General features: G+C 52.5%; 24 protein-coding genes. 15 read left to right on the top strand and 9 right to left on the bottom strand.

The window, feature by feature from the left end:
- Window positions 1-198 precede the first annotated feature (198 nt).
- From AC2FAP_RS05520 to AC2FAP_RS05485, 8 genes are all read left to right on the top strand, one after another.
- Complete coding sequence (locus AC2FAP_RS05520) at window positions 199-378, top strand: con-10 family general stress protein (protein WP_020884187.1); 180 nt, start codon at window positions 199-201, stop codon at window positions 376-378.
- 95 nt (window positions 379-473) lie between these two features.
- A complete protein-coding gene (locus tag AC2FAP_RS05515) occupies window positions 474-968 on the top strand; it encodes a YciE/YciF ferroxidase family protein (protein WP_020884188.1) in 495 nt (164 codons plus the stop codon).
- Between the two features lie 23 nt (window positions 969-991).
- Window positions 992-1,195: a hypothetical protein gene (locus tag AC2FAP_RS05510; protein ID WP_449541638.1), complete on the top strand. Its 204-nt coding sequence runs from the start codon at window positions 992-994 to the stop codon at window positions 1,193-1,195.
- A gap of 25 nt (window positions 1,196-1,220) precedes the next feature.
- Entirely contained in the window at window positions 1,221-1,727 is a 507-nt protein-coding gene (locus AC2FAP_RS05505; RefSeq protein ID WP_014170004.1) for a ferritin-like domain-containing protein, read from the top strand.
- A gap of 16 nt (window positions 1,728-1,743) precedes the next feature.
- Entirely contained in the window at window positions 1,744-2,616 is an 873-nt protein-coding gene (locus AC2FAP_RS05500) for a manganese catalase family protein (RefSeq protein WP_485452851.1), read from the top strand.
- Between the two features lie 68 nt (window positions 2,617-2,684).
- Window positions 2,685-4,088 (top strand): cytochrome ubiquinol oxidase subunit I, encoded by a 1,404-nt coding sequence (locus AC2FAP_RS05495; RefSeq protein WP_449541637.1) that lies wholly within the window; start codon window positions 2,685-2,687, stop codon window positions 4,086-4,088.
- Window positions 4,088-5,098, top strand: coding sequence for a cytochrome d ubiquinol oxidase subunit II (gene cydB / locus AC2FAP_RS05490; protein WP_485452850.1), 1,011 nt, complete (start codon window positions 4,088-4,090; stop codon window positions 5,096-5,098). The genes AC2FAP_RS05495 and cydB overlap by 1 nt, the downstream gene beginning before the upstream one ends.
- 8 nt (window positions 5,099-5,106) lie before the next feature.
- Window positions 5,107-6,732, top strand: coding sequence for an alpha-amylase family protein (locus tag AC2FAP_RS05485; protein WP_020884193.1), 1,626 nt, complete (start codon window positions 5,107-5,109; stop codon window positions 6,730-6,732).
- Here the strand turns inward: AC2FAP_RS05485 and AC2FAP_RS05480 are convergent, their stop codons facing one another.
- Genes AC2FAP_RS05480 through AC2FAP_RS05465 form a run of 4 tightly spaced genes read right to left on the bottom strand, consistent with a single transcriptional unit; the run spans window position 6,733 to window position 9,226 of the window.
- The gene (locus AC2FAP_RS05480; RefSeq protein WP_025204235.1) at window positions 6,733-7,719 is read right to left on the bottom strand and encodes an SDR family oxidoreductase; all 987 of its coding nucleotides are present in this window, start codon (window positions 7,717-7,719) and stop codon (window positions 6,733-6,735) included. It abuts the gene before it with no gap.
- 17 nt (window positions 7,720-7,736) lie between these two features.
- Window positions 7,737-8,255, bottom strand: coding sequence for a 2-oxo-tetronate isomerase (locus AC2FAP_RS05475; protein ID WP_014169998.1), 519 nt, complete (start codon window positions 8,253-8,255; stop codon window positions 7,737-7,739).
- An 11-nt stretch (window positions 8,256-8,266) separates the two neighbouring features.
- Window positions 8,267-8,713 (bottom strand): DUF421 domain-containing protein, encoded by a 447-nt coding sequence (locus tag AC2FAP_RS05470; RefSeq protein ID WP_449541636.1) that lies wholly within the window; start codon window positions 8,711-8,713, stop codon window positions 8,267-8,269.
- 9 nt (window positions 8,714-8,722) lie between these two features.
- Window positions 8,723-9,226 (bottom strand): hypothetical protein, encoded by a 504-nt coding sequence (locus tag AC2FAP_RS05465; protein ID WP_020884196.1) that lies wholly within the window; start codon window positions 9,224-9,226, stop codon window positions 8,723-8,725.
- Window positions 9,227-9,364: 138 nt separating this feature from the next.
- On the opposite strand from AC2FAP_RS05465, the gene AC2FAP_RS05460 reads away from it, so the two are divergent.
- The 4 genes from AC2FAP_RS05460 to AC2FAP_RS05445 all read left to right on the top strand — a co-directional run bounded on the left by AC2FAP_RS05460 (window position 9,365) and on the right by AC2FAP_RS05445 (window position 14,477).
- A complete protein-coding gene (locus tag AC2FAP_RS05460; protein ID WP_020884197.1) occupies window positions 9,365-9,754 on the top strand; it encodes a YdeI family stress tolerance OB fold protein in 390 nt (129 codons plus the stop codon).
- Between the two features lie 64 nt (window positions 9,755-9,818).
- On the top strand, window positions 9,819-10,703 hold the full coding sequence (locus AC2FAP_RS05455) for an SDR family oxidoreductase (protein ID WP_422713748.1): 885 nt from the start codon (window positions 9,819-9,821) through the stop codon (window positions 10,701-10,703).
- A 186-nt stretch (window positions 10,704-10,889) separates the two neighbouring features.
- The gene (locus tag AC2FAP_RS05450; protein WP_014169993.1) at window positions 10,890-11,813 is read left to right on the top strand and encodes a LysR substrate-binding domain-containing protein; all 924 of its coding nucleotides are present in this window, start codon (window positions 10,890-10,892) and stop codon (window positions 11,811-11,813) included.
- A 282-nt stretch (window positions 11,814-12,095) separates the two neighbouring features.
- Entirely contained in the window at window positions 12,096-14,477 is a 2,382-nt protein-coding gene (locus AC2FAP_RS05445; RefSeq protein ID WP_449541635.1) for a glucose/quinate/shikimate family membrane-bound PQQ-dependent dehydrogenase, read from the top strand.
- Window positions 14,478-14,534: 57 nt separating this feature from the next.
- Here AC2FAP_RS05445 and AC2FAP_RS05440 read toward each other — a convergent pair whose 3' ends face one another.
- From AC2FAP_RS05440 to AC2FAP_RS05425, 4 genes are all read right to left on the bottom strand, one after another.
- Window positions 14,535-16,226 carry a methyl-accepting chemotaxis protein gene (locus tag AC2FAP_RS05440; protein ID WP_219372983.1) on the bottom strand — a complete coding sequence of 564 codons (1,692 nt, stop codon included), beginning with the start codon at window positions 16,224-16,226 and terminating at the stop codon, window positions 14,535-14,537.
- Between the two features lie 161 nt (window positions 16,227-16,387).
- Entirely contained in the window at window positions 16,388-17,506 is a 1,119-nt protein-coding gene (locus tag AC2FAP_RS05435; protein WP_014169990.1) for an S-(hydroxymethyl)glutathione dehydrogenase/class III alcohol dehydrogenase, read from the bottom strand.
- 33 nt (window positions 17,507-17,539) lie between these two features.
- A complete protein-coding gene (locus AC2FAP_RS05430; RefSeq protein WP_014169989.1) occupies window positions 17,540-17,815 on the bottom strand; it encodes a metal/formaldehyde-sensitive transcriptional repressor in 276 nt (91 codons plus the stop codon).
- A 293-nt stretch (window positions 17,816-18,108) separates the two neighbouring features.
- Window positions 18,109-18,912 (bottom strand): DUF6694 family lipoprotein, encoded by an 804-nt coding sequence (locus tag AC2FAP_RS05425; protein WP_020884201.1) that lies wholly within the window; start codon window positions 18,910-18,912, stop codon window positions 18,109-18,111.
- A gap of 801 nt (window positions 18,913-19,713) precedes the next feature.
- On the opposite strand from AC2FAP_RS05425, the gene AC2FAP_RS05420 reads away from it, so the two are divergent.
- Window positions 19,714-20,382: an epoxyqueuosine reductase QueH gene (locus AC2FAP_RS05420; RefSeq protein ID WP_020884202.1), complete on the top strand. Its 669-nt coding sequence runs from the start codon at window positions 19,714-19,716 to the stop codon at window positions 20,380-20,382.
- 119 nt (window positions 20,383-20,501) lie between these two features.
- A complete protein-coding gene (locus AC2FAP_RS05415) occupies window positions 20,502-20,774 on the top strand; it encodes an ElaB/YgaM/YqjD family protein (protein WP_014169987.1) in 273 nt (90 codons plus the stop codon).
- A 32-nt stretch (window positions 20,775-20,806) separates the two neighbouring features.
- Here AC2FAP_RS05415 and AC2FAP_RS05410 read toward each other — a convergent pair whose 3' ends face one another.
- Window positions 20,807-22,270: an EAL domain-containing protein gene (locus tag AC2FAP_RS05410; RefSeq protein WP_252069500.1), complete on the bottom strand. Its 1,464-nt coding sequence runs from the start codon at window positions 22,268-22,270 to the stop codon at window positions 20,807-20,809.
- A 289-nt stretch (window positions 22,271-22,559) separates the two neighbouring features.
- On the opposite strand from AC2FAP_RS05410, the gene AC2FAP_RS05405 reads away from it, so the two are divergent.
- A complete protein-coding gene (locus AC2FAP_RS05405) occupies window positions 22,560-23,444 on the top strand; it encodes a MarR family transcriptional regulator (RefSeq protein WP_014169985.1) in 885 nt (294 codons plus the stop codon).
- The last annotated feature ends 7 nt before the right edge of the window (window positions 23,445-23,451 follow it).

Raw genomic sequence — 23,451 nt, 5'->3', positions numbered from 1 at the left:
GACAGTTAACCGCAAGCCATCCAGGATATATTCATATTAAACGAAGCGTTAACCATCAGAAATATCTCAGCAACGAAGCGATGGTTTACAAAACATATTTGACGAATATGAAACACCGACTAAAGTTATTATTCGAACGACGAGTGATACGGAATATTTTCGTATCTTAACTGACATAACCAATATATGAGGTTTAATATGGCAGAGCATCGTGGTGGTTCCGGTAATTTCGCACAAGACCGTGAAAAAGCATCAGAAGCTGGACGTAAAGGTGGCCAGCACAGCGGCGGTAATTTTAAAAACGATCCGCAACGCGCATCTGAAGCAGGTAAGAAAGGAGGAGAAAACAGCCACGGTGGTGGCCGTAAAAACTCCTGATCTGATGTAAATCTCTTTTATTTAAAACAGAGAGCATGCTGCGGGCCTCCAGGCTCGCAGTACCCCTTCTTTATTTATTTTACCGGAGCGTAATGATGAATATGAAAAGTGTCGAAGATGTGTTTATTCACCTCCTGTCCGATACCTACAGCGCTGAGAAGCAGCTGACCCGCGCGCTCGGCAAACTGGCTCGTGCTGCCTCCAGTGAAAAACTGAGCGCAGCCTTTAGTGCACACCTTGAAGAGACGCAGGGACAGATTGAGCGTATCGACCAGATTATCGAGCAAGAATCTGGCCTTAAGCTCAAGCGTATGAAGTGCGTAGCAATGGAAGGCCTGATTGAAGAGGCCAATGAGGTCATCGAGAGCACCGAGAAAAATGAGGTGCGTGACGCCGCATTAATTGCCGCAGCACAAAAAGTGGAGCATTACGAAATTGCCAGTTACGGTACCCTCGCCACATTAGCAGAACAACTGGGCTATAAAAAAGCCGTTAAACTTCTGGCCGAAACGCTGGAAGAAGAGAAAGAAACCGATCTTAAACTTACCGACCTGGCCGTAGGCAATATTAACCAAAAAGCGCAAAAATGACGCTATAGCAAAGGTTAAATAAAATGAGCATCAGTCCCAGGACTATTAAACGGTGCCATTTAACGGCAGTAATAATATGGTTCATACTCGCTATCCCTTCCGTTTTATGGTGGAAGAGCAGCGTGCTATGGGTCATTATCATCAGTATCTACGCCAATATTGTCGGCCATTTATCTGGCTACAGTGCTGCGCGTGCCGATCAGGCTGCTGAGAGTGAGACCAAATAAGCGACACCATAATGAGGACATTATAATGAATCACGTAGAACACTACCATGACTGGCTACGCGATGCCCATGCGATGGAAAAGCAAGCCGAATCTATGCTGGAATCCATGGCCAGCCGTATCGATAATTATCCCGATGTTCGCGCCAGAATTGAGCAGCATATTAGTGAAACAAAGCGACAAATTACCTTACTGGAAGAGATCCTCGACCGTAATGATATTTCTCGTTCGGTTTTAAAAGATTCGATGAGTAAAATGGCGGCGCTCGGACAATCCATTGGCGGGATGTTCCCCTCTGATGAGATCGTCAAAGGGTCTATCAGCGGCTATGTTTTCGAACAGTTTGAAATAGCCTGCTACACCTCCCTGCTGGCCGCGGCCAAAAAAGCGGGCGACATGGCTTCCGTGCCCGCCATCGAAAGTATCCTGGCGGAAGAGCGCGAGATGGCCGACTGGCTGATTCGCCACATTCCACAGACCACCGAACAGTTCCTGCTGCGTTCAGACGCATCCGGTGTCGAAGCAAAAAAATAACCTCAGGAGAGAAGACATGTTTCGACACGTCAAACAATTACAATATACGGTTCGGGTTGCCGAACCGAATCCCGGCCTTGCCAATTTATTACTGGAACAATTCGGCGGTCCTCAGGGCGAGCTGGCCGCCGCCTGCCGTTACTTTACTCAGGGGTTGAGTGATGACGACCCGGGTCGTAAAGATATGCTGATGGATATCGCGACCGAAGAGTTAAGCCACCTTGAAATTATCGGTACCCTGGTGGGTATGCTTAATAAAGGGGCTAAAGGCGCACTGGCGGAGGGCGTGGAAAATGAAGCCGAGCTGTATCGGTCCATGACCGAAAACGGTAACGACAGCCATATTACCTCCCTGCTTTACGGTGGCGGTACTCCGTTGACCAACTCCGCCGGGGTGCCGTGGACGGCGGCTTATGTCGACACCATTGGCGAGCCGACCGCCGATCTGCGCTCAAATGTGGCTGCCGAGGCCCGAGCGAAGATCATCTATGAACGGCTGATTAACGTCACGGACGATCCGGGCGTGAAGGATGCGCTGGCGTTTCTGATGACGCGTGAGGCGGCGCATCAGCTCTCCTTTGAGAAGGCGCTTCAGTCCATTCGTAATAATTTCCCTCCGGGAAAACTGCCCCCAATCGAGGAATACACCAACAAGTACTACAATATGTCTGAAGGTGGAGAGGTTCGCGGAAGCTGGAACAGCGATAAACATTTCGACTACGTTGAATCCCCCCAACCTGCCGTTGACGGCGGAGACGGGAGTGCAAGCGTGACGCTGACGACCGAACAGGCCACGCTGGTCAAAGCGATGTCGGCCCGCACGAAGTCCGCTCCACATTCCGACCCGCTGACCGGCGCCGAACTGGGTGCCGGGAAGAAAAAACCGTAACCGATTTTGCCAGGCAGCCCCGGACTGCCTGGCAATCCTCGTGCGCAACAGTTCCAGAGGTACGGACCATGTTCGAACTCGACGCATTTCACCTCGCCAGAATCCAGTTCGCTTTTACCGTCTCGTTCCATATTCTCTTCCCGGCGATCACCATCGGTCTTGCCAGCTATCTGGTGGTGCTCGAAGGGATGTGGCTTCGCACCAAAAATGAGGTGTGGCGCTCACTGTACCATTTCTGGCTAAAGATATTTGCCGTTAACTTCGGTATGGGGGTCGTTTCCGGTCTGGTCATGGCCTATCAGTTCGGCACAAACTGGAGCGGATTCTCACAGTTTGCCGGCAGTATCACCGGCCCCCTCCTGACCTATGAAGTCTTAACCGCCTTCTTCCTCGAAGCCGGTTTTCTTGGCGTGATGCTGTTCGGCTGGAACAAGGTCGGCCCGGGCCTGCACTTCTTCTCGACCTGTATGGTCGCGCTGGGTACGCTGATGTCCACCTTCTGGATCCTCGCCTCCAACAGCTGGATGCACACGCCCCAGGGGTTCAGTATTCAGAACGGTCAGGTCATTCCGGAGGACTGGGTGGCCATCATTTTTAACCCCTCCTTCCCTTACCGTCTCATTCACATGGCTATCGCCGCGTTCCTGAGCAGCGCACTGTTTGTGGGGGCGTCGGGCGCATGGCATCTGCTGCGCGGCAACGACACGCCCGCGATACGCACTATGTTTTCCATGGCGATGTGGATGGCCCTGCTGGTCGCGCCCATTCAGGCCGTCGTCGGTGATATGCATGGCCTGAATACCCTCGAACATCAGCCGGCCAAAATTGCCGCCATCGAAGGTCACTGGGAGAACCCGCCAGGCGAAGCGACACCGCTGCTGCTGTTTGGCCTGCCGGATATGGAGCTGGAGCGCACCCGCTACGCGCTGGAAATTCCTGCCCTTGGCAGTCTGATTCTGACCCACAGCCTGGATAAACAGGTCCCGGCACTGAAAGACTTCCCGAAAGAAGATCGCCCGAACTCACCGATTGTTTTCTGGTCATTCCGCATTATGGTCGGCATGGGTCTGCTGATGATCACGCTGGGTCTGGTCAGCGTCTGGCTACGCTATCGCCATCGACTCTACCAGTCGCGGCCCTTCCACTGGTTCGCGCTGTGCATGGGACCGGCGGGCCTACTGGCGCTGCTGGCCGGCTGGGTCACCACCGAAGTGGGTCGTCAGCCGTGGGTGGTGTATGGCTATCTGCGCACGATCGACGCGGTCTCGCTGCACAGCACGCTGCAGATGAGCATCAGCCTGCTGGCCTTCTTTGTGGTCTATTCGTCGGTGTTTGGCGTGGGCTACGTCTACCTGATTCGGCTTATCAAGAAAGGTCCGCAGCCCGTTGATACCTTGACGTCAAATACCTCGGGCACCCCTGCCCGTCCGCTGTCTGCCGCTGAGTCTGTTCCGGAACAGGAGAGAAACTGATGGGCGTCGATATCTCAGTTATCTGGTTTGCCATCATCGTATTCGCCACGCTGATGTATATCATCATGGATGGCTTTGATTTGGGCATCGGGCTGCTTTTTAACTTCGTGGGCGATGCCAGAGAGCGTGACGTAATGGTCAACAGCGTGGCGCCGGTGTGGGACGGCAACGAGACCTGGCTGGTGCTCGGCGGTGCGGGGTTATTCGGCGCGTTTCCGCTGGCCTATACGGTGATTATCGATGCGCTGACCATCCCTCTTACCGCCATGTTAATTGGCCTTATCTTTCGCGGCGTGGCCTTTGAGTTCCGCTTTAAGGCAACGCCTTCGCACCGCAAATTCTGGGACTACGCCTTCGCCGGCGGCTCTTTGCTTGCCACCTTCAGCCAGGGGGTGGTGGTGGGAGCAGTGATTAACGGCTTTGACGTTGAGGGCCGGCGCTTTGTCGGCTCCGCCCTTGACTGGTTAACGCCCTTCAATCTTTTCTGCGGCATCGGGCTGGTAGTGGCCTACACCCTGCTCGGTACTACGTGGCTTATCATGAAAAGTGAAGGCGCGTTGCAAAACCGCATGCGTGAGCTGACCCGGCACGTGCTGCTGGCGCTGGTGGTGGTGATCGCGGTGGTGAGTATCTGGACGCCGCTCGGCTGGCAGTACGTTGCCGACCGCTGGTTTACCTTCCCCAACTTCATCTGGTTCCTGCCGGTTCCCCTGCTGGTAGGCGTGTTTAGCCTGTGGATCTGGCGACTAACGCGCAACCCGGCCAGCCACTCGCGTCCCTTCCTGCTGACCCTTGGGCTGATCTTCCTCGGATTTAGCGGTCTGGGCATTAGCCTGTGGCCTAACATTATTCCGCCGCACATTACCCTGTGGGAGGCTGCGGCACCACCGGCCAGCCAGCTGTTTATGCTGGTCGGAACGTTACTGATTATTCCGGTGATTCTGGTGTACACCGCCTGGAGCTACTACGTTTTCCGGGGCAAAGTTTCCGACACGGAAGGTTATCACTGAGGTGAACTATGGCAGACTGGCATACCCGAGCCATTATTTATCAGATTGATACTGCACTCTTTTATGATTTAAACGGCGATGGCTGCGGGGACATCGCCGGGATTGGCGCAAAGTTGCGCTACATTCGCCGCATGGGGGCGACGGTTATCTGGATCACCCCTTTCTACCTCACCCCGTTTCTGGATGAAGGCTACGACGTCAGCGACCATCTGCAGGTTGATCCTCGCTTCGGAAAGCTGGCCGACATTATCGCCTTTATTGAACAGGCCCGGGAGCTGGGTATGCAGGTCATTATTGAGCTGTTGATTCAGCACACCTCGGACGCCCATCCCTGGTTTCAGCAGGCTCGCCGCAACCCAACTTCACCTTTTCGTGACTATTACATCTGGTCGGATAATAACGAGGATGATACCTCTCCGATGTTTCCCGGCGTGGAAGAGAGCGTCTGGACATGGGATGACGAGGCCGGGCAATACTACCGACATATGTTCTATCACCACGAGCCCGACCTGAATCTGACCTGCCCCGCGCTGCTCAACGAGATCGAAAATATTATCCTCTTCTGGCTCAAGCTCGGGGTGTCGGGATTTCGCCTCGATGCCGCAACGCACCTGACCGCGCAGGCAGGCGGCGGTGACGAGAAAAAGGGGTTATGGATCCTGGAGCATATGCGCCGCCTTATTGAAGCACGTAATCCGGAAGCGATCCTGCTCGGTGAGGTGGACGTCGACGTGGAGGCGTATAAAGACTATTTCGGCGAAAATAACCGTCTGAATCTGGTGCTGAATTTCTGGCTCAATAAGTATTTCTACGTCAGCCTTGCCAGGAAAAGCGCCCGACCGCTGCGCAATGCCATAAAGAAGATGATTGTCCCGCCTGACTCGTGCTGCTTTGCCAACTGGCTGCGCAACCACGATGAGTTGGATCTGGAAGGGATCGGTAAAAAAGAGAAACAGATTGTGGTCGACACCTTCGCCCCTGACGAAGAGATGAACGTCTACCAGCGCGGGATACGACGCCGTCTGGCACCGATGTTAAAGGGCGATCAAAAACGGCTGGCGTTCTGCCACGCGGTGCTCTTCTCACTCCCGGGCGTGCCGGTCATGCGCTACGGCGATGAGATTGGCATGGGTGATGATCTGACGCTGGAAGAGCGCTATGCCGTGCGTACGCCAATGCAGTGGGCGGGGTCAGAAGGCGGTGGCTTTTCAGCAGCGGATCCTGAGCGGTTTATCGCCCCGATCATCGATCGCGGTCCCTGGCGTTATCAGAAAATCAACGTGGCCGATTCCCTGCTGCACCGCAATTCCCTGCTGCACCGGATCATCGACATGGCCAATACGCGCTCTGAATTTCCGGAGATTGCTGTCGCACCGTTTCGTCTCATCAATATTGATGATGACGCGGTACTGGGCATTTATTACGAGGCCGAAGCGCGCAGTATCCTGACCTTCGTTAACTTTAGCGACAAGCCGGTCCAGTTTACCGCCCGCGGGATCCGTCACGCCACCTGGACCGCCTGCCTGGCGGATAAACGCTATGACGACGCGCTGATCTGTGGCAAAACCGTCCAGCTTACCCTCAGCGGCTACGGCTATCGCTGGTTCTGGACTAACCGTAGCGCGCTGCGCTGATTACCTTTTACGCCGGGTCATCAGCCGCGTCAGCACAACGCCCGCCACCGCGAGGGAGCCTAACAAGACTTTCCCGGGCACACCTGAGGTGATCGCCGTGGCGCGGTTTTTCGCTTCCGGGGTAAAACGCCCATGGATTTTGTGCAGGTCGTTGACCGGCTGGTCGAGATAATCCTGGCGATCCCGGTCATTCAGATCGTCAGTCATCTGACCTTCCCAGGCCTTCTTCACCATTAGCCGGTCCAGGAAACCCGGGAAGAGGAATTGTCCGACGATCGACTGAATGGTACTGCTGCCCACCCACAGTTCGCGCACCGGTTTTTGCGCGACCTTAAAAATCGCGCTCGCGGCAACTTCAGGCTCAAACACTGGCGGAACCGGACGCATAGCCCAGGCGAATTTGTTTCTTGCCCAGTCAAACTGCGGTGTATTCAGCCCCGGCATCTGCACCATTGAAAGCTGCACCCGGCTGTTCTCATGCATCAGTTCCGTGCGCACCGCATCGGTGAATCCCCGAATCGCCGCTTTGGCGCCGCAGTAGGCCGATTGTAACGGGATCGAGCGGTAGGCCAGCGCGGACCCGACCTGAATAATCACGCCGCGATCGCGTGGCACCATCAATTCCAGCGCGGCGCGGGTTCCGTTTACGAAGCCAAGATAGGTCACGTCAGTGACGCGGCGAAATTCATCCGGCGTCAGGGTACGAAACGGTGCCAGCACAGCACCCATCGCATTGTTAACCCACACATCAATTGCGCCGAGGCGATATTCAATCTCGTTTGCCGCGTCCACCACCGCCTGGCTGTCGGCGACATCCGCCTGTACCGCACAGGCTTTGACGCCAAATCGCGTTAACTCCTCCTGGGTCGAGTGCAGGCTTGTCTCATCGCGGGCAATAATGCCCACATCGTAGCCTGCCTTTGCGAAGTGCAGCGCCGTTGCCTTCCCCACACCCGCCGTACCGCCGGTAATGACAATCACAGCCATAGAACCTCCGCGTTAATTTACTCGTTATCCCAGCCGGATAATCTGGTCACTAATTCAGACAATGAATACTGCACCGCCTTCTCTACCACATCCTGGCAGTCGCCGGAAAACAGGACGGTACGGGTTTCCGTGTGTCCGCGAAGGTTCCAGGCGAAGCAAACGGTCCCTGCCGCCGTGCCATCGTCACCCCCTTCTGGCCCGGCATAACCGCTGATGGCAATACTGACATCTGCCTGGGCAATCTCCAGGATCCGGGCGGCCATTTCGGTTACCGTCTGTTCACTCACGGCCGTATACCGTTCAAGGGTCTCAGGACGCACGCCCAGAATGCGCTCTTTTGCGCCGTCACTGAACACGACCAGGCCGACATCATAAAATTCGGCCGTGTTCTCTTCAGCACAAAGGGCGACGGAGAGTTTTCCGCCGGTGCAGGATTCTGCCGTGGTTAAGCGAAGCCCTAAGTCTGTCAATTTGCTCGCCACTTTTTTGGTCAGTTCGGCGACGGTATAATTGTTATCATGGTGAAGGTTGCTCATTTCGTGGCCTCTTACTTCTCAAAAGGAATGATTGAAATATGACCATTGCGCTCAAGAATGGCATATTTAATTTCACTCAGCTGCGTAACACCATTATTCTGGCGTGCCGATACCAGAATATCATCACAGGAAACGTCGACTTTTTTGAGTTTATCTGCTAGCGGCACACCGTTCTCAACCAATATCACCGGAGTGCCATCAAGAATATTTTCTACCGGTGAGAAATATTTTTTCAGTATCCCAAAGATAATATCCACTGCCACCAGCGTGGTAATGGTAATCATTGCGCCGGTGACCGAAAAATCTTCCCCGAGCAGCGCCTGTTGCGTCGCCTCACTGATAATTAACAGGAGAATCAGATCAAAGCTGGTCATCTGCAGCAAAGCGCGCCGTCCGGCAACTTTAAATACCACGACGAGGAACAGGTAAATAGCCAGCGCACGAAAGACCATATCCATATCAGCCTCCTACGGGTAAATAAATTGCCAGAAAGGGATTTCCGGCTCGTTGTTTATGCGAACGACATTGTCCCATTTACCTGCGCGTGCAGGGGTCGTGAAAAGTAAGACAGAGAAGTTGTCGGACATTTTCAGGTTGTTATAAACAAAAAAGAGCGTATTCCCGCGACTGAACATGCTGTCCGGTTGCGGCCAAACGCTTCCTGGCTCGTAAACATCGTTGCTCTCGCTGGTCACACTCAGGGTGTATTTCCCTTCTGTTCTGACCGGGAATGAAAGGTGGATCTTCGACTCCGTCTGGCGTCGGCCAAAGCGCTCGTAGTTGATGGTCAGCGACTTTGCCGAGTTTGTTCTTTGCGTATCACTCACCACTCCGCTTGAAAAGAAGCCCGCTATCGCCGCAACGATAATGGCCAGCAGGACAATAAAACCCACCTGACGAAATCCATATTCAAACGTCAGCAATCGGTAATTCTCATCTATCCCAGGTAACTTATCACTTTGATGCTTCATGGCGGCTATCACCGTTTCGCTTATTAACCGATATTTTTGATTTCAAAAGCGAATGTTTTTAAGACTTATCACATTTGCCACATAAAGGAATAGCAACAATACTTAATAAGTCAAGACACACAAAATGAAGGATATCAGATGAAATTATCGCTTATTTCCGCTTTTTTGATATTTCTGGTACCGGCCGCATGGGCAGATAATAACGGCGGGTTACAAAAAGGTGAAGCACCGCCACCGCCGCACGCACTGGATAGCGGTTATCGTGGAACCGATGACGCACGAATTATGACCATCGATCATGCAAAAGAAATGCATGATGGTGCGACTATTTCATTACGCGGAAACCTTATTGACGGTAGCGGCGATAAGTTTGTATTCCAGGATAAAACCGGAAAAATAGACGTTATTATTCCCCAGGCAGTATTCGACGGCAGAACAGTAAAACCCGATCAGATGATCAGTATCAACGGATCGCTTGATAAGAAATCATCGCCGCCTGTCGTGCGCGTCGATCATTTGCAGAAATAATTCAGCGAAGCGTTAACGCTGCAACTATCCATCAAATCTCACCCCTTGGCTTAAGGAGTCAGCTATGAGTGATACTACACAACGTCAGAACGCTTACCCGCAACCCCCTTTCCCGGAGCAACCTCAAACGCCGCCGGGACTGGCATCAGAAATGCAACCCGTACCCGACCACGGGGAAACGAGCTATAAAGGTCATGCCCGCCTTGCCGGCAAGAAAGCATTGATCACCGGAGGCGACTCCGGTATTGGTCGCGCAGTCGCGATCGCTTACGCCCGTGAAGGGGCTGACGTCGCAATCAACTATCTGCCTGAAGAAGAGAAAGACGCGGTTGACGTCATTAAGCTTATCAAAGCGGAAGGACGCATTGCCGTCGCGCTGCCGGGTGACATACGTGATGAGACGTTCTGCCAGAATCTGGTAGAAGAGGCGGTGGCCAAACTGGGGGGACTGGACATTCTGGTGAATAACGCCGGTCGTCAGCAATACCGGGAATCCCTTGAAGAGCTCACCACGGAAGATTTTGACGCGACCTTCAAAACCAATGTCTATGCGCCTTTCTGGATAACCAAAGCGGCGCTGCGCCATCTGAAACCGTCGGCCTCTATCATTAATACCTCCTCGGTCCAGGCGGTTAAGCCCAGCCCTGTGCTGCTGGATTATGCCCAGACAAAAGCCTGTCTGGCGGTGTTCACCAAATCCTTAGCGAAACAGCTTGGTCCAAAAGGAATACGCGTCAACGCGGTTGCCCCGGGCCCTTACTGGACGGTGCTGCAATCCAGCGGCGGCCAGCCGATGGAAAAAGTGAAAGAGTTTGGGGGTGATACCCCGCTGGGGCGTCCGGGTCAACCTGTTGAAATCGCACCGCTCTATGTCACGCTGGCCTCGGATGAATGCTCATTTACCTCCGGTCAGGTATGGTGCTCTGACGGCGGTGATGGCGTGATTTAACCCGGCTATACACTGACGTAACGCTCTCAATGTGCTCGAAAAGAACAAGGACGTTCTTCCTCTCCCCCCTGCCAAAAAACATGTTGTAACTCAAACAGATCAAATGTTAAAAATATTTTGCTATCAAGTTATCAAAATTAAACAACTTAGCTTGTCACCCGCATCGCTCTGTTTTTAACATCGCCTATGGAAAAAAATGGTCTGTTCAGTCAGCGCATACGCTTGCGCCATTTGCATACATTTGTGGCCGTCGCTCAACAGGGAACGCTGGGGCGAGCGGCTGAAACTCTCAACCTAAGCCAGCCTGCGCTCTCCAAAACGCTGAACGAGCTGGAACAACTCACCGGAACCCGTCTCTTCGACCGCGGTCGGCTGGGTGCACAACTCACCCTCGTGGGTGAACAATTCCTTACGCACGCCGTCAAGGTTCTCGATGCGCTGAATACTGCCGGACAGTCGCTCAACCGCAAAGAGGAGCACGCCACGGAGATTGTGCGCGTGGGTGCCCTGCCAACGGCGGCGCTCGGCATTCTGCCTCCGGTCATTGGGCAGTTCCACAAACATCAGCGGCATACCACTATTCAGGTTGCCACCATGAATAACACCATGCTGCTCGCCGGGCTAAAATCCGGCGAACTGGATCTCGGTATCGGGCGCATGTCCGACCCCGAGCTTATGGGCGGGCTTAACTACGAGCTGTTGTTCCTGGAATCCCTGAAGCTGGTCGTGCGTCCCGGTCACCCCCTGCTGCAGGATACGGTGACGTTAAGCCGCGTAATGGAGTGGCCGGTGGTAGTATCCCCAAAAGGCACCGTTCCGCGTCAGAACGCCGAGACACTGCTGCAGATGCAGGGCTGCTCACTGCCTTCAGGTTGCATCGAAACGCTGTCGGCCTCGCTTTCGCGCCAGCTTACGGTGGATTATGACTACGTCTGGTTCGTTCCCTCCGGCGCGGTGAAAGATGATCTCCGCCAGGGCACGCTTACCGCACTGCCGGTGACGTCGCCAGGTGCGGGCGAACCTATCGGCATATTAACCCGCGTGGATACCCCGCTCTCCCCGGGTGCGCAGACGCTGCTCAGCGCCATCCGCAAATCCATGCCTGCCTGAGACGCCTTTACAACCTCAACCACTAACCCGTCCTGTCGACGGGTTTTTTGTTTCTGTGGTCAAAAAATGCGAAATCATCCATTAACAATTGCGTAAAACAATTTAACAGTTTTATCATAGCCGCGAATTCACCAAATGGTTCGCATGCTATTTGTTAAACAGGAATTCAACCGCACATGATGCGGATAAACCGTATAAAACCTCATCCCCCTCCGCGATTATTACCCAATTGGTACATATTCGGCACCGTTCCGCAACGCGGGGGATTTAAAGGAGACAGAAATGGCATTTGGCAGCGCGCCACGTGGGATACCCCGTATCCTGCAGTGGCTCCTTGCCGGACTGATGACGCTCATCGGTCTGGCTGTTGGCGGCTTAGGTTTAAAGCTTGTTACCGTAGGCGGAAGTGGGTACTTCCTGATCATGGGCGTGGCGATGGTGATTGCCGCCGTTCTGATTTTCATCAACCGCGCCAGCGGGATCGTCCTCTATGGCATCGCATTTATCGCCTCGCTGTTCTGGGCCGTCAGCGATGCCGGATGGGATTTCTGGCCGCTCTTCTCGCGCCTCTTTACGTTTGCCGTGCTGGCCTTCCTCTGTGCCATCGTCTGGCCGTTTATGCGCGCAGCAAACCACAACGCCCCGAACAAAGCACCGGCGTTTGGCGTCGCGGCCGTTCTGGCGGTCGTGATGCTGGTGAACCTCGGCTGGATGTTCAAGCCGCAAACGCTGGTGGCGGCGAATGAGCCGGTACCGGTAAAACCGGTCGCACCAGGTCAGGAGCAGAAAAACTGGGCGCACTGGGGCAATACCACCCACGGTGACCGCTTCGCCGCCCTCGATCAAATTAACAAACAAAACGTGAACGATCTGAAGGTGGCCTGGGTTGCCCACACGGGGGATATTCCTCAGAGCAACGGCTCCGGTGCGGAAGATCAGAACACCCCATTGCAAATTGGCGACACGCTGTATGTCTGTACGCCGTACAGTAAAGTCCTGGCGCTGGACGTCGACTCCGGTAAAGAGAAATGGCGTTACGACGCGAAAGCCTCGGCACCGAACTGGCAGCGTTGCCGCGGTCTGGGTTATTTTGAAGACCACAACAGCGTGACAACGTCACAGGCAGATGCACAGCCTGCGGCATGCCCTCGTCGTCTGTTCCTGCCGACCACCGATGCGCGACTGATTGCTATCAATGCGGATAACGGCAAGGTCTGTGAAGACTTTGGCGATCGTGGCACCGTTGACCTGAGCATCGGGATGGGGGAAATCAAGCCGGGTTACTATCAGCAGACCTCCACACCGCTGGTCGCGAGGAATGTGGTGGTGGTCGGCGGTCGTATCGCGGATAACTTCTCCACCGGCGAACCGCCGGGCGTCGTGCGTGCATATGACGTTCATACCGGTAAGCTGGCATGGGCATGGGATCCGGGTAATCCGCAACTGACCGGCCTCCCACCGGAAGGACAGACCTATACACGCGGCACGCCGAACGTCTGGTCTGCCATGTCTTACGATGCAAAACTGAACCTGATCTATCTGCCAACCGGCAACGCCACGCCAGATTTCTGGGCGGGTGAGCGTACGGCGCTGGATGACAAGTACAGCTCCTCCATCGTGGCGGTGGACGCCGCCACCGGTCAGGTGCGCTGGCATTTCCAGACCACCCACCACGACCTGTGGGACTTTGATCTCCCTTCCCAGCCGCTGCTGTACGATTTACCCGACGGTAAAGGTGGCACCACGCCGGTGCTGGTGCAGACCAGCAAGCAGGGCATGATCTTTATGCTCAACCGCGAAACCGGCAAGCCCGTGGCGAAAGTGGAAGAGCGCCCGGTACCGGCCGGTAACGTTGAAGGTGAACGTTACTCCCCGACCCAACCGTACTCTGTTGGCATGCCGATGATTGGCAACCAGACGCTGACCGAATCGGATATGTGGGGGGCGACGCCAGTAGACCTGCTGCTGTGCCGCATTCAGTTTAAAGAGATGCGTCACCAGGGCGTCTTCACCCCACCGGGTCTCGACCGTTCCCTGCAGTTCCCGGGCTCCCTTGGCGGGATGAACTGGGGCAGCGTCTCAATCGACCCGAACAACAGCCTGATGTTCGTGAACGATATGCGCCTGGGCCTGGCTAACTACATGGTACCGCGTGCCAACGTGGCGAAAAACGCCAGCGGCATTGAGATGGGTATTGTGCCTATGGACGGTACGCCGTTCGGGGCTATGCGTGAACGCTTCCTGTCGCCGTTGGGCATTCCGTGTCAGAAGCCACCGTTTGGCACCATGTCAGCCGTTGACCTGAAATCAGGCAAGCTGGTGTGGCAGGTTCCGGTCGGTACGGTGGAAGATACTGGCCCGCTTGGCATTCGCATGCATATGCCGATCCCAATCGGTATGCCGACCCTGGGCGCGTCCCTCGCTACCCAGTCCGGTCTGCTGTTCTTTGCCGGCACCCAGGATTTCTACCTGCGCGCGTTTGATACCGCCACCGGGAAAGAGATCTGGAAAGACCGTCTGCCGGTCGGTAGCCAGTCCGGACCGATGACTTATGTTTCACCGAAAACCGGTAAACAGTACATCATCATCAACGCGGGGGGTGCCCGTCAGTCGCCGGATCGCGGTGATTACGTGATTGCCTACGCGCTGCCGGATAAGCAGTAACGCAATAAAAAAGGGACCTGACGGTCCCTTTTTTTTCACCCGTTTACCCCGGACGACTCAGAACGTTTCCCAGTTATCACCCGACACCGCAGGCGCAGGACGTAAAGGTGCGTTTTTCGCCGCTGGCGCAGACGAGACTGAACGGCCAGGCTTTGCGCCACTCAGACGAAATGCCCCGACAGCCTCGGTCAGACGCGCGCCCTGTTCTTCCAGGGAGGCCGCCGCCGCAGAGGCTTCTTCCACCAGCGAGGCGTTCTGCTGCGTCACTTTGTCCATCTCCGAAATCGCCTGGCTGACCTGCTCGATACCGCGGCTCTGTTCGTCGGAGGCGGCGGCAATTTCCAGCATAATATCGGTGACGCGTTTCACCGCATCGACGATGTCGTTCATGGTGTTGCCCGCGGCGACCACTTCACCCGAACCCTGATCGATCAGGGAAACCGACTCGTTGATCAAGCTTTCAATCTCTTTCGCGGCATTTGCACTTCGGCTCGCCAGGGTACGCACTTCGCTTGCCACCACCGCAAAGCCGCGTCCTTGTTCACCCGCACGCGCTGCTTCTACTGCCGCATTGAGCGCCAGGATATTGGTCTGGAATGCAATGCTGTTAATTACCGCAGTAATTTCAGAGATCTTCTTCGAACTGGTGGAGATATTGCTCATCGTTTTCACCACGCCGGAGACCATCTGGCCGCCACGGCTGGCTTTACCGGAGGCATCTTCCGCCAGCTTGCTGGCATGGTGCGCGTTATCGGCATTCTGTTTCACCGTCGCGGTCAGCTGTTCCATACTTGCGGCAGTCTGCTCAATGGCGGCCGCCTGCTGTTCGGTACGGGATGAGAGATCGGTGTTGCCAGCCGAGATTTCACTGGTTCCACGATAGATCTCTTCCGCCCCCTGGCGTACGGTGCCAACCGTGGTCTCCAGCGAGTGCTGCATGGTTTGCAGGTCACGCGTCAGTCGGCCAATTTCGCTGCGCCCGGCGACATCATCCGGCATCGTCAGGTCGCCTTTCGCAATGTTCTCGATTCGCGTGGCAGCACGCTGAAGCGGATTGATGACCGTGCGGCGCAGCACGATAAAGGTCAGCGCGGTCAACACCAGCGCCAGGGCAAACGCCCCGACCATAAACATCAGGCCCAGCTGCGTGCGGCTGTGCGCCTGCGCCGTCAGGGCATTGGCCCGGTCGGTACGGATCTTAATCGCCTTCAGCAGGACGGCGTTATAGGCGTCATCCAGCGGGCGCGCGGATTCGTTTTCATGGTTAATGATCGCTTCAAACATGCCGTTTTTGGCAAATTTAACCATCGGCTGAAGGCCCGCGATATAGGCGTCAAAGCGTGTTTTCAGTTCGGCATCCAGCGCTTCATCCTCCGCCGTACGAACGGGGCGGTTCATGTACGCATTAAAGCCATCCTGAGACTGCTTAATACGTTTTTCCGCCTCGCTGATGTTCTGCTTCATTGCATCCATCTCGGCGATACGGCTGGCCGCGCCAGCGTGGATCATATTGATACGCGCGGTGCGAAGATGGTTAGAACTGTTCGACAGCCCCATACGCACCTGAATTTCTGATGTGACATCCTGCTGATCGGCGTCTGCCTGCAGCAGGAAATAGCCCGCCAGACCTGAGCTCAAGGCGAACAGCAAAATAATGCCACCGAGAATGGAGGAAAACAGCGGAACCAGCCTGATATGATGCAAAAAGCTCAGCGTGCGCTGCGCCTGCATCGTTGTTGTGTTGTCCATGACCGTCGACTCTCTTGTAGGTAAGATGCGTAAAAACACGCCTGTAAAATAGTCATCGGCACGGCTGGAGATTAGCTTACGGCTAAAAGCGCAAGGCAGGTCACACTTTAGAGAAGATTATGCAGGAAACGCCAGCGGCAAAAAAACCGCTGGCAGAAGAGTTACTTGTCGCCGAAGTGAATCACGGTACGGATGGACTTACCTTCGTGCATCAAATCGAACGCGTCGTTGATTTGCTCCAGCGGCAGGCGATGGGTAATGAACGGGTCGAGCTGAATTTTCCCGACCATTGCATCTTCCACCATGCCCGGAAGCTGGGTGCGCCCTTTCACGCCGCCAAACGCTGAACCACGCCACACTCGGCCGGTCACCAGCTGGAATGGACGGGTTTTGATCTCCTGGCCCGCACCGGCAACGCCAATGATGATGCTCTCACCCCAGCCTTTGTGGCAGCATTCAAGCGCGGAACGCATCACGTTAACGTTACCGATACATTCGAAGCTGAAGTCAACGCCGCCATCGGTCATCTCAACGATCACATCCTGAACCGGCTTATCGTAGTCTTTCGGGTTCACGAAATCAGTGGCACCCATTTCGCCTGCCAGGGTGAATTTCTCCGGGTTAGTATCGACAGCGATAATACGACCCGCCTTCGCCTGCACCGCCCCCTGGATAACCGCCAGACCGATACCGCCCAGACCGAACACCGCAACGGTGTCGCCCTCTTTCACTTTTGCGGTGTTATGCACCGCGCCAATCCCGGTGGTCACGCCGCAGCCCAGCAGGCAAACTTTATCCAGCGGCGCCTGTGGGTTCACTTTCGCCAGCGAAATTTCCGCACACACGGTGTATTCGCTGAAGGTACTGGTGCCCATGTAGTGATAGATCGGCTCACCGTTATAGGAGAAGCGAGTGGTACCGTCTGGCATCAGACCTTTACCCTGAGTAGCGCGAACCGCCTGGCAGAGGTTAGTTTTGCCGGATTTACAGAACTTACACTCACCACATTCTGCCGTGTACAGCGGAATCACATGGTCACCCGGTTTCAGGCTGGTCACGCCCTCGCCGACTTCCACCACAATCCCGCCGCCTTCGTGGCCGAGTACCGCCGGGAAAACGCCTTCAGGATCGTCACCCGAAAGGGTAAACGCATCGGTATGGCACACGCCGGTATGGGTAATTTTGATCAGGACTTCGCCTTTCTTCGGCGGAGCCACGTCGATTTCAACGATTTTGAGCGGCTGGCCGGGGCCAAATGCGACAGCAGCGCGAGATTTCATAATGTCTCTTCCCTTATTGTGAGGTCTGTGGGTTTATTTTAGATAAGAGCGCAGCAAATGGCCGACTTCTGCCATGCGAACGGCCCGCTGGTCCGGCGTTGTCTCCCCGGTCACCAGCTCATCTTTGAGGTGAATTTCAACCATTTCGCCCATCAGCCCATTCGCAGCACCGCGCACGGCGGCAATTTGCTGCAGGATGGCCAGACAGGGGTCGCCCGATTCCAGTGCACGCTCAAGAGCATCAACCTGCCCTCGAATGCGGCGGACGCGCGTCAGAATACGTTTTTTATCTGCGGGTGAATGCGGCATACGCCCTCCTGATACTATAGGGGGGTATTGTATCTTTTAAAACAGCTTTATGTAAACATTAGGTTTGACGTGGTTATCGTGTAGTTAGCTGAGAGGGTCATCAGCCAGAATTGCTGCTCAGGGTTAGTTCATCTCCTGCGATTTGCTCATAACCATGACCAAAGAATGCAGAACGAATCGTGTGGCTAAACCTTTCTGCCCGTATCTGGGTTCACCAGGTTAATATATCTGTCGCCACGTTTCCTCCGGACGTAAAAAAACCCGCCTAAGCGGGTCAATTTTTTAGCTAAAAATCACGGGTATTTTTTCTTCAGTTCATCAAGCTTGTTACCGTCTTCCTCTGTAAACATTGTTGCATCAAACAACGCCCGCTTATCAGTACCGTCTACTCTCATGACTGTCACAGTGAAAACAGCGTCGCTTGGGGCATAAAGTTGACCCCATTCAGAATTTTTAGGCGGAGCCAGAGCCCATGTAGCTTCTTCATTCGGTTTAAGCCCGTCAGGAATATCGTAAAAGAACTTACTTTCCAACCAGGGATCTGAGTGTCCGCTGCTTGCTATCACTCCATGCAGGTAGGCTCTGGAAATAACGTTTTCACTCTTGTTTTTTACAACCAGTCTAATTACGGGTTGTGGCTCACCGTCTGCCTCAGGCTCCCTGGTAAATCTGGCTGATAAAACCTGGATTTTCTTCAGCTCCTCTTTAGCCATATCTGAGTCAGCTTTTTTCTTTTCTAGCGTTTTAATTTCCTGAATTGCCTGTTCTTTCTGCTTAAGCTCTCGCTCTGCTGTTACTTTCTGAGCATAAGAAATGACTTCCTCAGCAGTCTTTCCCGACAGGGGTTCGCGCATCTTTTTGCTGAGGTCTTCTTTGTCATTGTCTGATGAAGCATGCATGAGATCAGCCATGTTGATGTTACTGAATGCCACAACTTGCAGAGCGCTATCAAACTCCTCCCGCTTATTCTCCGGAAGTGACTCTCTGACTTTAGCTATAGACGATTTCATTGCATCATCAGTTGATGAGTCAATTTTAGGTTTATCGCAACCGGCAAGTAAGCAGGAAAGTAATATCACGCCAACAATTTTTTTCATGTCCCTATTCCATCAGTAAAAATTAGGAACAATCTTATCAGGAATTGGTGCATTGATAAAATAAGCATATAGAACATTAACTTGATTCAGTTGCATTCCACACGTCTGGTGATTATCAACGCCAGGCGCAGGGTCGTTTTCACCATGCCTTCTGCGTTTTGGCTGCGGCCATCACATCCCGCTCATTCATCACAATAAAAAAGGCCACCGAATGGCAGCCCTGGTCGTTAGGTATTTATCAATATCGTTTAATGGCGCCGACTGGCGTCCTTTCTGACCAATCAGGCCTCTCACCAGCCATGATCGCACGCTGTTGGGATGGTGTCACAGACTGGGTTATCTCTGGCATAGCCTTGTATTCAGGTTTTTGAGGTGGGCTGAGAACCAGATCGGAACTACAACCTGTCAGCAAAAAAATCGCAAGAAGAGAGGAATTAAACTTGTGCACTCTATACCCTTCCAATGGGATAAAAAATTAAAGAAGAATCGTGGTGTCGGGTGCATCCCAGTGACTCTCCCCAGGTAATCAAAAACGCGTGTATACCTGCGGACAGCAGTAGTCTGGAACGCCCTCTCGTCAGAGAGGATTCACCACAGAAATAAATTATGTCGAATTTATTCCTTCGGTCAATGCATGATTGCTGTGAGTTGTCGCAGGATCAGGGGAATACGAGGTGACGTGATCGGAGCCATAGAAAAGAAACGTGGATGTTTATGTTCGCCGGGGTTTGCCCTGAACGTTCACTTTCTTCGATTACGGGACTACAATTCAATAAATTTCATTCACATAGAGTTGATACGATGAGTACAACCCCCTTTATCCGCCCTCAACTTACCCTGCCAGACGGTGCCGACAAACTGCTGCTGCACTCCTGCTGCGCACCCTGCTCGGGAGAAGTGATGGAAGCCATCCAGGCCTCGGGAATTGATTACACCATATTTTTCTATAACCCCAATATTCATCCACAAAAGGAATACCTCATCCGTAAGGAGGAGAATATTCGCTTTGCGGAAAAACACGGCGTGCCGTTTGTCGATGCCGATTACGACACCGATAACTGGTTTGAACGCGCTAAGGGCATGGAATGGGAACCCGAGCGCGGCATCCGCTGCACCATGTGCTTCGATATGCGTTTCGAACGCACAGCGTTGTATGCGGCAGAAAATGGTTTTCGCGTCATCAGTAGTTCATTAGGGATCTCCCGCTGGAAGAATATGCAGCAGATAAATGACTGCGGCCAGCGTGCGGCAGCGCGCTATCCGGGGATGGTCTACTGGGACTACAACTGGCGCAAACAGGGCGGTTCCTCACGCATGATTGAGATAAGCAAGCGAGAACAGTTTTACCAGCAGGAATATTGCGGGTGCGTGTATTCGCTCAGGGACAGTAACCTGCACCGCAAATCTCAGGGCCGCCCGCTTATCCGGATTGGGAAACTGTATTACGGTCAGGATGAGAATGAGAAATAAAGGGTTTATGGCATAGAGATATATCCGAAAACAGGAGGATTTTGTGCCAAATTCCGCCCTGCGTCCCTTAAAACGCAAAAGAGAGGCTATCCTTATACTATCAACACAAGGAGGCAAAAATGACTGATTTCAATACTGATAAAAATACACAGTTTGCAGAAGACAAAGCGAAAAATAAACTCGATGAACTGGCAGGCTCAGCCCAACAGCAGTTTGGCGATTTCGTTGATTCCCCTAAGCATCAGGTTAAAGGTGCTGCCAAAAAATATGCCGCGCAGGCCAGCGACGCCGTTTCCGATGTCACTGAAGCGGTGAGGAACAATCCCCTGACGGGTTTAATTGCTGCGGGGGCGGTAGGTATTGTTCTCGGCCTGTTACTGGGTCGAAAATAAATAAAGGCCCTTCGGGGCTTTATTTTTGCGCTTTAGCTAAACAATCTGACCATGCGATCTAATTCGTCTTCTTTCACGGCCCGCGACAGATAATAGCCCTGAAAACTTTTAACCCCAAGGGCGACTAACTTTTCAAACTTCTCTTCGCTATCCACCCCTTCAGCAATACAATCCGTGCCGGTCATATCGCTGTATATCTGTATTGCTTTAATAAGATTATAATCGTTGTCATTCGCCACAAAATGCTCGACGATATCCCGGTCAAGCTTTAATCCATCAAAATGCACCTGCCTTACCGGGAACATGGTTTGATGGTTGGAAAAGCAGTCATCGAGAAACAGCCGGCACCCGGTATTGCGTAAACGCCGCATGGTTTCTGGGATCGTCCTATCCTTGGTTACATCAATATCTTCGGCAAATTCAAAGACCAGTTTGTCGGCCCACTGCGGATTGAGCAGCATCGCCACAGCCTTTTTGGCCATGTCGGGAAGTGCATTACCCGAGGCAAGTCGCGGGGGGATATTGACGGAAAAATAATATTTACCGTTATATTTATTAATGCCTGACACCGCAGCATGTATCACTAGCGCAGTAATTTTTAGCCATATTTCCTGGCTTGAAATATCAGTAAGAAAATTAACTGGCTTGATAATTTTACCATTATTATTCCAGCGAATGAGTATCTCAAACCCCACGCCCTTCTTATAACGATCGGTTATGATCTGATACGCAGGGAATATCTCTCTTTTTAGCAATGCATTATACACCGCCGTCTCTTTGGCAGAGAGACTTTCTTTTTGCGTTAACCGTTCCGTGCTTCCTTCCATTCTTAAGGCATGCGGATCTTTCAGCCAGCGTCGGATCTGGTGTAATTTTTTCACCCCTTCCTTACGATGAGTATAAACCGTTTTATTAGACAGCCCCATTTTTTCACACTGCTCTTTCACTGACATTCCGCGATAAAAATTTAATAAAACGCTTACCTCTCTTTCGGTTAAACCTTTTACGTTTTCCTGATAAGACAACCCCCAATATTGGTCACGCAATGAACGTGAGTTATCCTTAAATACGTCATTATGCATACGAAAACAGGTCATAACATCAGACACGCTGGCTATACGAATCAATGAAAGCTGGAAAGTATTATTTAAAAGATTCCCCAGCGTTCGATACAGCCAGCCATCCGGCATTTCCCCGTACAGGGTTACCTTTCGAATAACAGGAAGTTTATTTAGCACGCAAGCGAGTCGCTTCAGGCTCTCCAGCAGAGAGACCACACCTTTGCCGAGGAACACCGAGATTTGAGCATTTTGACTGATAAGGATATTTTCCAGATCCTGCCGGGAAGGTTCATCCCCCTCAAAACGAACGTGCGAAGCATCTATACCGTACTGTTTAAGCAACAGACTGTACCCCTGAAATGTGAAATGGCAGGTTGAGATGACAAATTTTTGCTCATAAAAAGCAGCATTTCTGAAAGAAATATTTTGGGTCATAACCTGCTCCTGGGCACAAAAACACATATCCCATTTGTGAATGTAACAAAATATAAAAACCCTGTTGTTGATAATAATTTTACAGTACACCATCAGGTTAAGAAACCGTTATCAACGTGACTAACGAGAACATCTTTGTGTTAATCACCGTCTGTATCCATATGCAGTTTAAATATAAAATTCGCATCAAATAATAACGGTAAATATGTCAATCTCAAGGTATAATGAAAAATCCGAAAGAAGACTGGATACTTCATCTATCGGCTCATTCATATAAGAGACAAACGCTATGGATAATCATATCTCATCCAGGGCCTTGCTACATCGAAGGGATGTCATTAAAAACAATCCGCGATTCAGTGAGGCAATAACAGAGCACTACACCATTAATGACGCCATCTACAAAAAACAACCTTTGTTCTACAAAACGATGCTTCAGGAATCACGGTTCAACATTATTCTTTCCATGTGTTGTTTTATCTTTGGAAATCAGGCTGAGTCAGTATCAGAAATTAAAGAATTATGTTCCCGTTATAAAATAGCCAGCCCCAACAGTGTGATTGCGATCATCACCTTGCTCAGAACCACCGGGCGCATCAAGACCTGGCGCTGCAGTGAAGACAGACGCAAAACGAGAATTGCACCGACTGAAAAGGGACTTAATGAACTTAAACGCTACATGTCCGGCGCATTTTTGCCGGTAAGTATTCTTTTCCCAAAGTTTAATATCAACGTTAATCTGCTGGATAACGACATCCTGCGAAATAACTTTTTCCGTCGCGCAGCGGAATACCTTTTCAGGGGATTAACGTTCAGGAAGGTTTTGCCTGAAGTGGGATTGTTTATTGATAAAGACGGAGGGCGGATGATAATGTTATATCTTTACCTGCAGGCCATAAAAAATAAAACCGCACATGGCGCAGTAATACCTTATTCAGCCAACTTACTGGCTAAAGAATTTTTTGTTTCACGGATTCACGTCAACCGCATTATTAAATCGGCGCAAGAGGCGGGTTATCTTAAAGATCAGGGTGATGGCCAGATGTCGATTTACCCGGCGTTTATAGAACTGGTCGAAAACTATGCCGGATTATACTTCGCCTATGTGACTCACTATATCAACGTTGTTCCTAAAGAACGACGCCACGTTGTTAACGTAACGTCGACGGTATAATGTTTCT

This window comes from Enterobacter cloacae complex sp. 394I7, from assembly GCF_057320345.1.
The sequence above is the reverse complement of the archived record's forward strand: the minus strand, read 5'-3'. Positions and strand labels throughout refer to the sequence as shown.

Coding starts and splice junctions, on each gene's coding strand:
- AC2FAP_RS05435 (WP_014169990.1), bottom strand. CDS start 17,506: ATGAAATCTCGCGCTGCTGTCGCATTTGGCCCCGGCCAGCCGCTCAAA.
- AC2FAP_RS05455 (WP_422713748.1), top strand. CDS start 9,819: ATGAGTGATACTACACAACGTCAGAACGCTTACCCGCAACCCCCTTTC.
- AC2FAP_RS05415 (WP_014169987.1), top strand. CDS start 20,502: ATGACTGATTTCAATACTGATAAAAATACACAGTTTGCAGAAGACAAA.
- AC2FAP_RS05480 (WP_025204235.1), bottom strand. CDS start 7,719: ATGGCTGTGATTGTCATTACCGGCGGTACGGCGGGTGTGGGGAAGGCA.
- AC2FAP_RS05425 (WP_020884201.1), bottom strand. CDS start 18,912: ATGAAAAAAATTGTTGGCGTGATATTACTTTCCTGCTTACTTGCCGGT.
- AC2FAP_RS05510 (WP_449541638.1), top strand. CDS start 992: ATGAGCATCAGTCCCAGGACTATTAAACGGTGCCATTTAACGGCAGTA.
- AC2FAP_RS05465 (WP_020884196.1), bottom strand. CDS start 9,226: ATGAAGCATCAAAGTGATAAGTTACCTGGGATAGATGAGAATTACCGA.
- AC2FAP_RS05515 (WP_020884188.1), top strand. CDS start 474: ATGAATATGAAAAGTGTCGAAGATGTGTTTATTCACCTCCTGTCCGAT.
- AC2FAP_RS05505 (WP_014170004.1), top strand. CDS start 1,221: ATGAATCACGTAGAACACTACCATGACTGGCTACGCGATGCCCATGCG.
- AC2FAP_RS05405 (WP_014169985.1), top strand. CDS start 22,560: ATGGATAATCATATCTCATCCAGGGCCTTGCTACATCGAAGGGATGTC.
- AC2FAP_RS05450 (WP_014169993.1), top strand. CDS start 10,890: ATGGAAAAAAATGGTCTGTTCAGTCAGCGCATACGCTTGCGCCATTTG.
- AC2FAP_RS05500 (WP_485452851.1), top strand. CDS start 1,744: ATGTTTCGACACGTCAAACAATTACAATATACGGTTCGGGTTGCCGAA.
- AC2FAP_RS05485 (WP_020884193.1), top strand. CDS start 5,107: ATGGCAGACTGGCATACCCGAGCCATTATTTATCAGATTGATACTGCA.
- AC2FAP_RS05470 (WP_449541636.1), bottom strand. CDS start 8,713: ATGGATATGGTCTTTCGTGCGCTGGCTATTTACCTGTTCCTCGTCGTG.
- AC2FAP_RS05460 (WP_020884197.1), top strand. CDS start 9,365: ATGAAATTATCGCTTATTTCCGCTTTTTTGATATTTCTGGTACCGGCC.
- AC2FAP_RS05495 (WP_449541637.1), top strand. CDS start 2,685: ATGTTCGAACTCGACGCATTTCACCTCGCCAGAATCCAGTTCGCTTTT.
- AC2FAP_RS05440 (WP_219372983.1), bottom strand. CDS start 16,226: ATGGACAACACAACAACGATGCAGGCGCAGCGCACGCTGAGCTTTTTG.
- AC2FAP_RS05475 (WP_014169998.1), bottom strand. CDS start 8,255: ATGAGCAACCTTCACCATGATAACAATTATACCGTCGCCGAACTGACC.
- cydB (WP_485452850.1), top strand. CDS start 4,088: ATGGGCGTCGATATCTCAGTTATCTGGTTTGCCATCATCGTATTCGCC.
- AC2FAP_RS05430 (WP_014169989.1), bottom strand. CDS start 17,815: ATGCCGCATTCACCCGCAGATAAAAAACGTATTCTGACGCGCGTCCGC.
- AC2FAP_RS05520 (WP_020884187.1), top strand. CDS start 199: ATGGCAGAGCATCGTGGTGGTTCCGGTAATTTCGCACAAGACCGTGAA.
- AC2FAP_RS05420 (WP_020884202.1), top strand. CDS start 19,714: ATGAGTACAACCCCCTTTATCCGCCCTCAACTTACCCTGCCAGACGGT.
- AC2FAP_RS05445 (WP_449541635.1), top strand. CDS start 12,096: ATGGCATTTGGCAGCGCGCCACGTGGGATACCCCGTATCCTGCAGTGG.
- AC2FAP_RS05410 (WP_252069500.1), bottom strand. CDS start 22,270: ATGACCCAAAATATTTCTTTCAGAAATGCTGCTTTTTATGAGCAAAAA.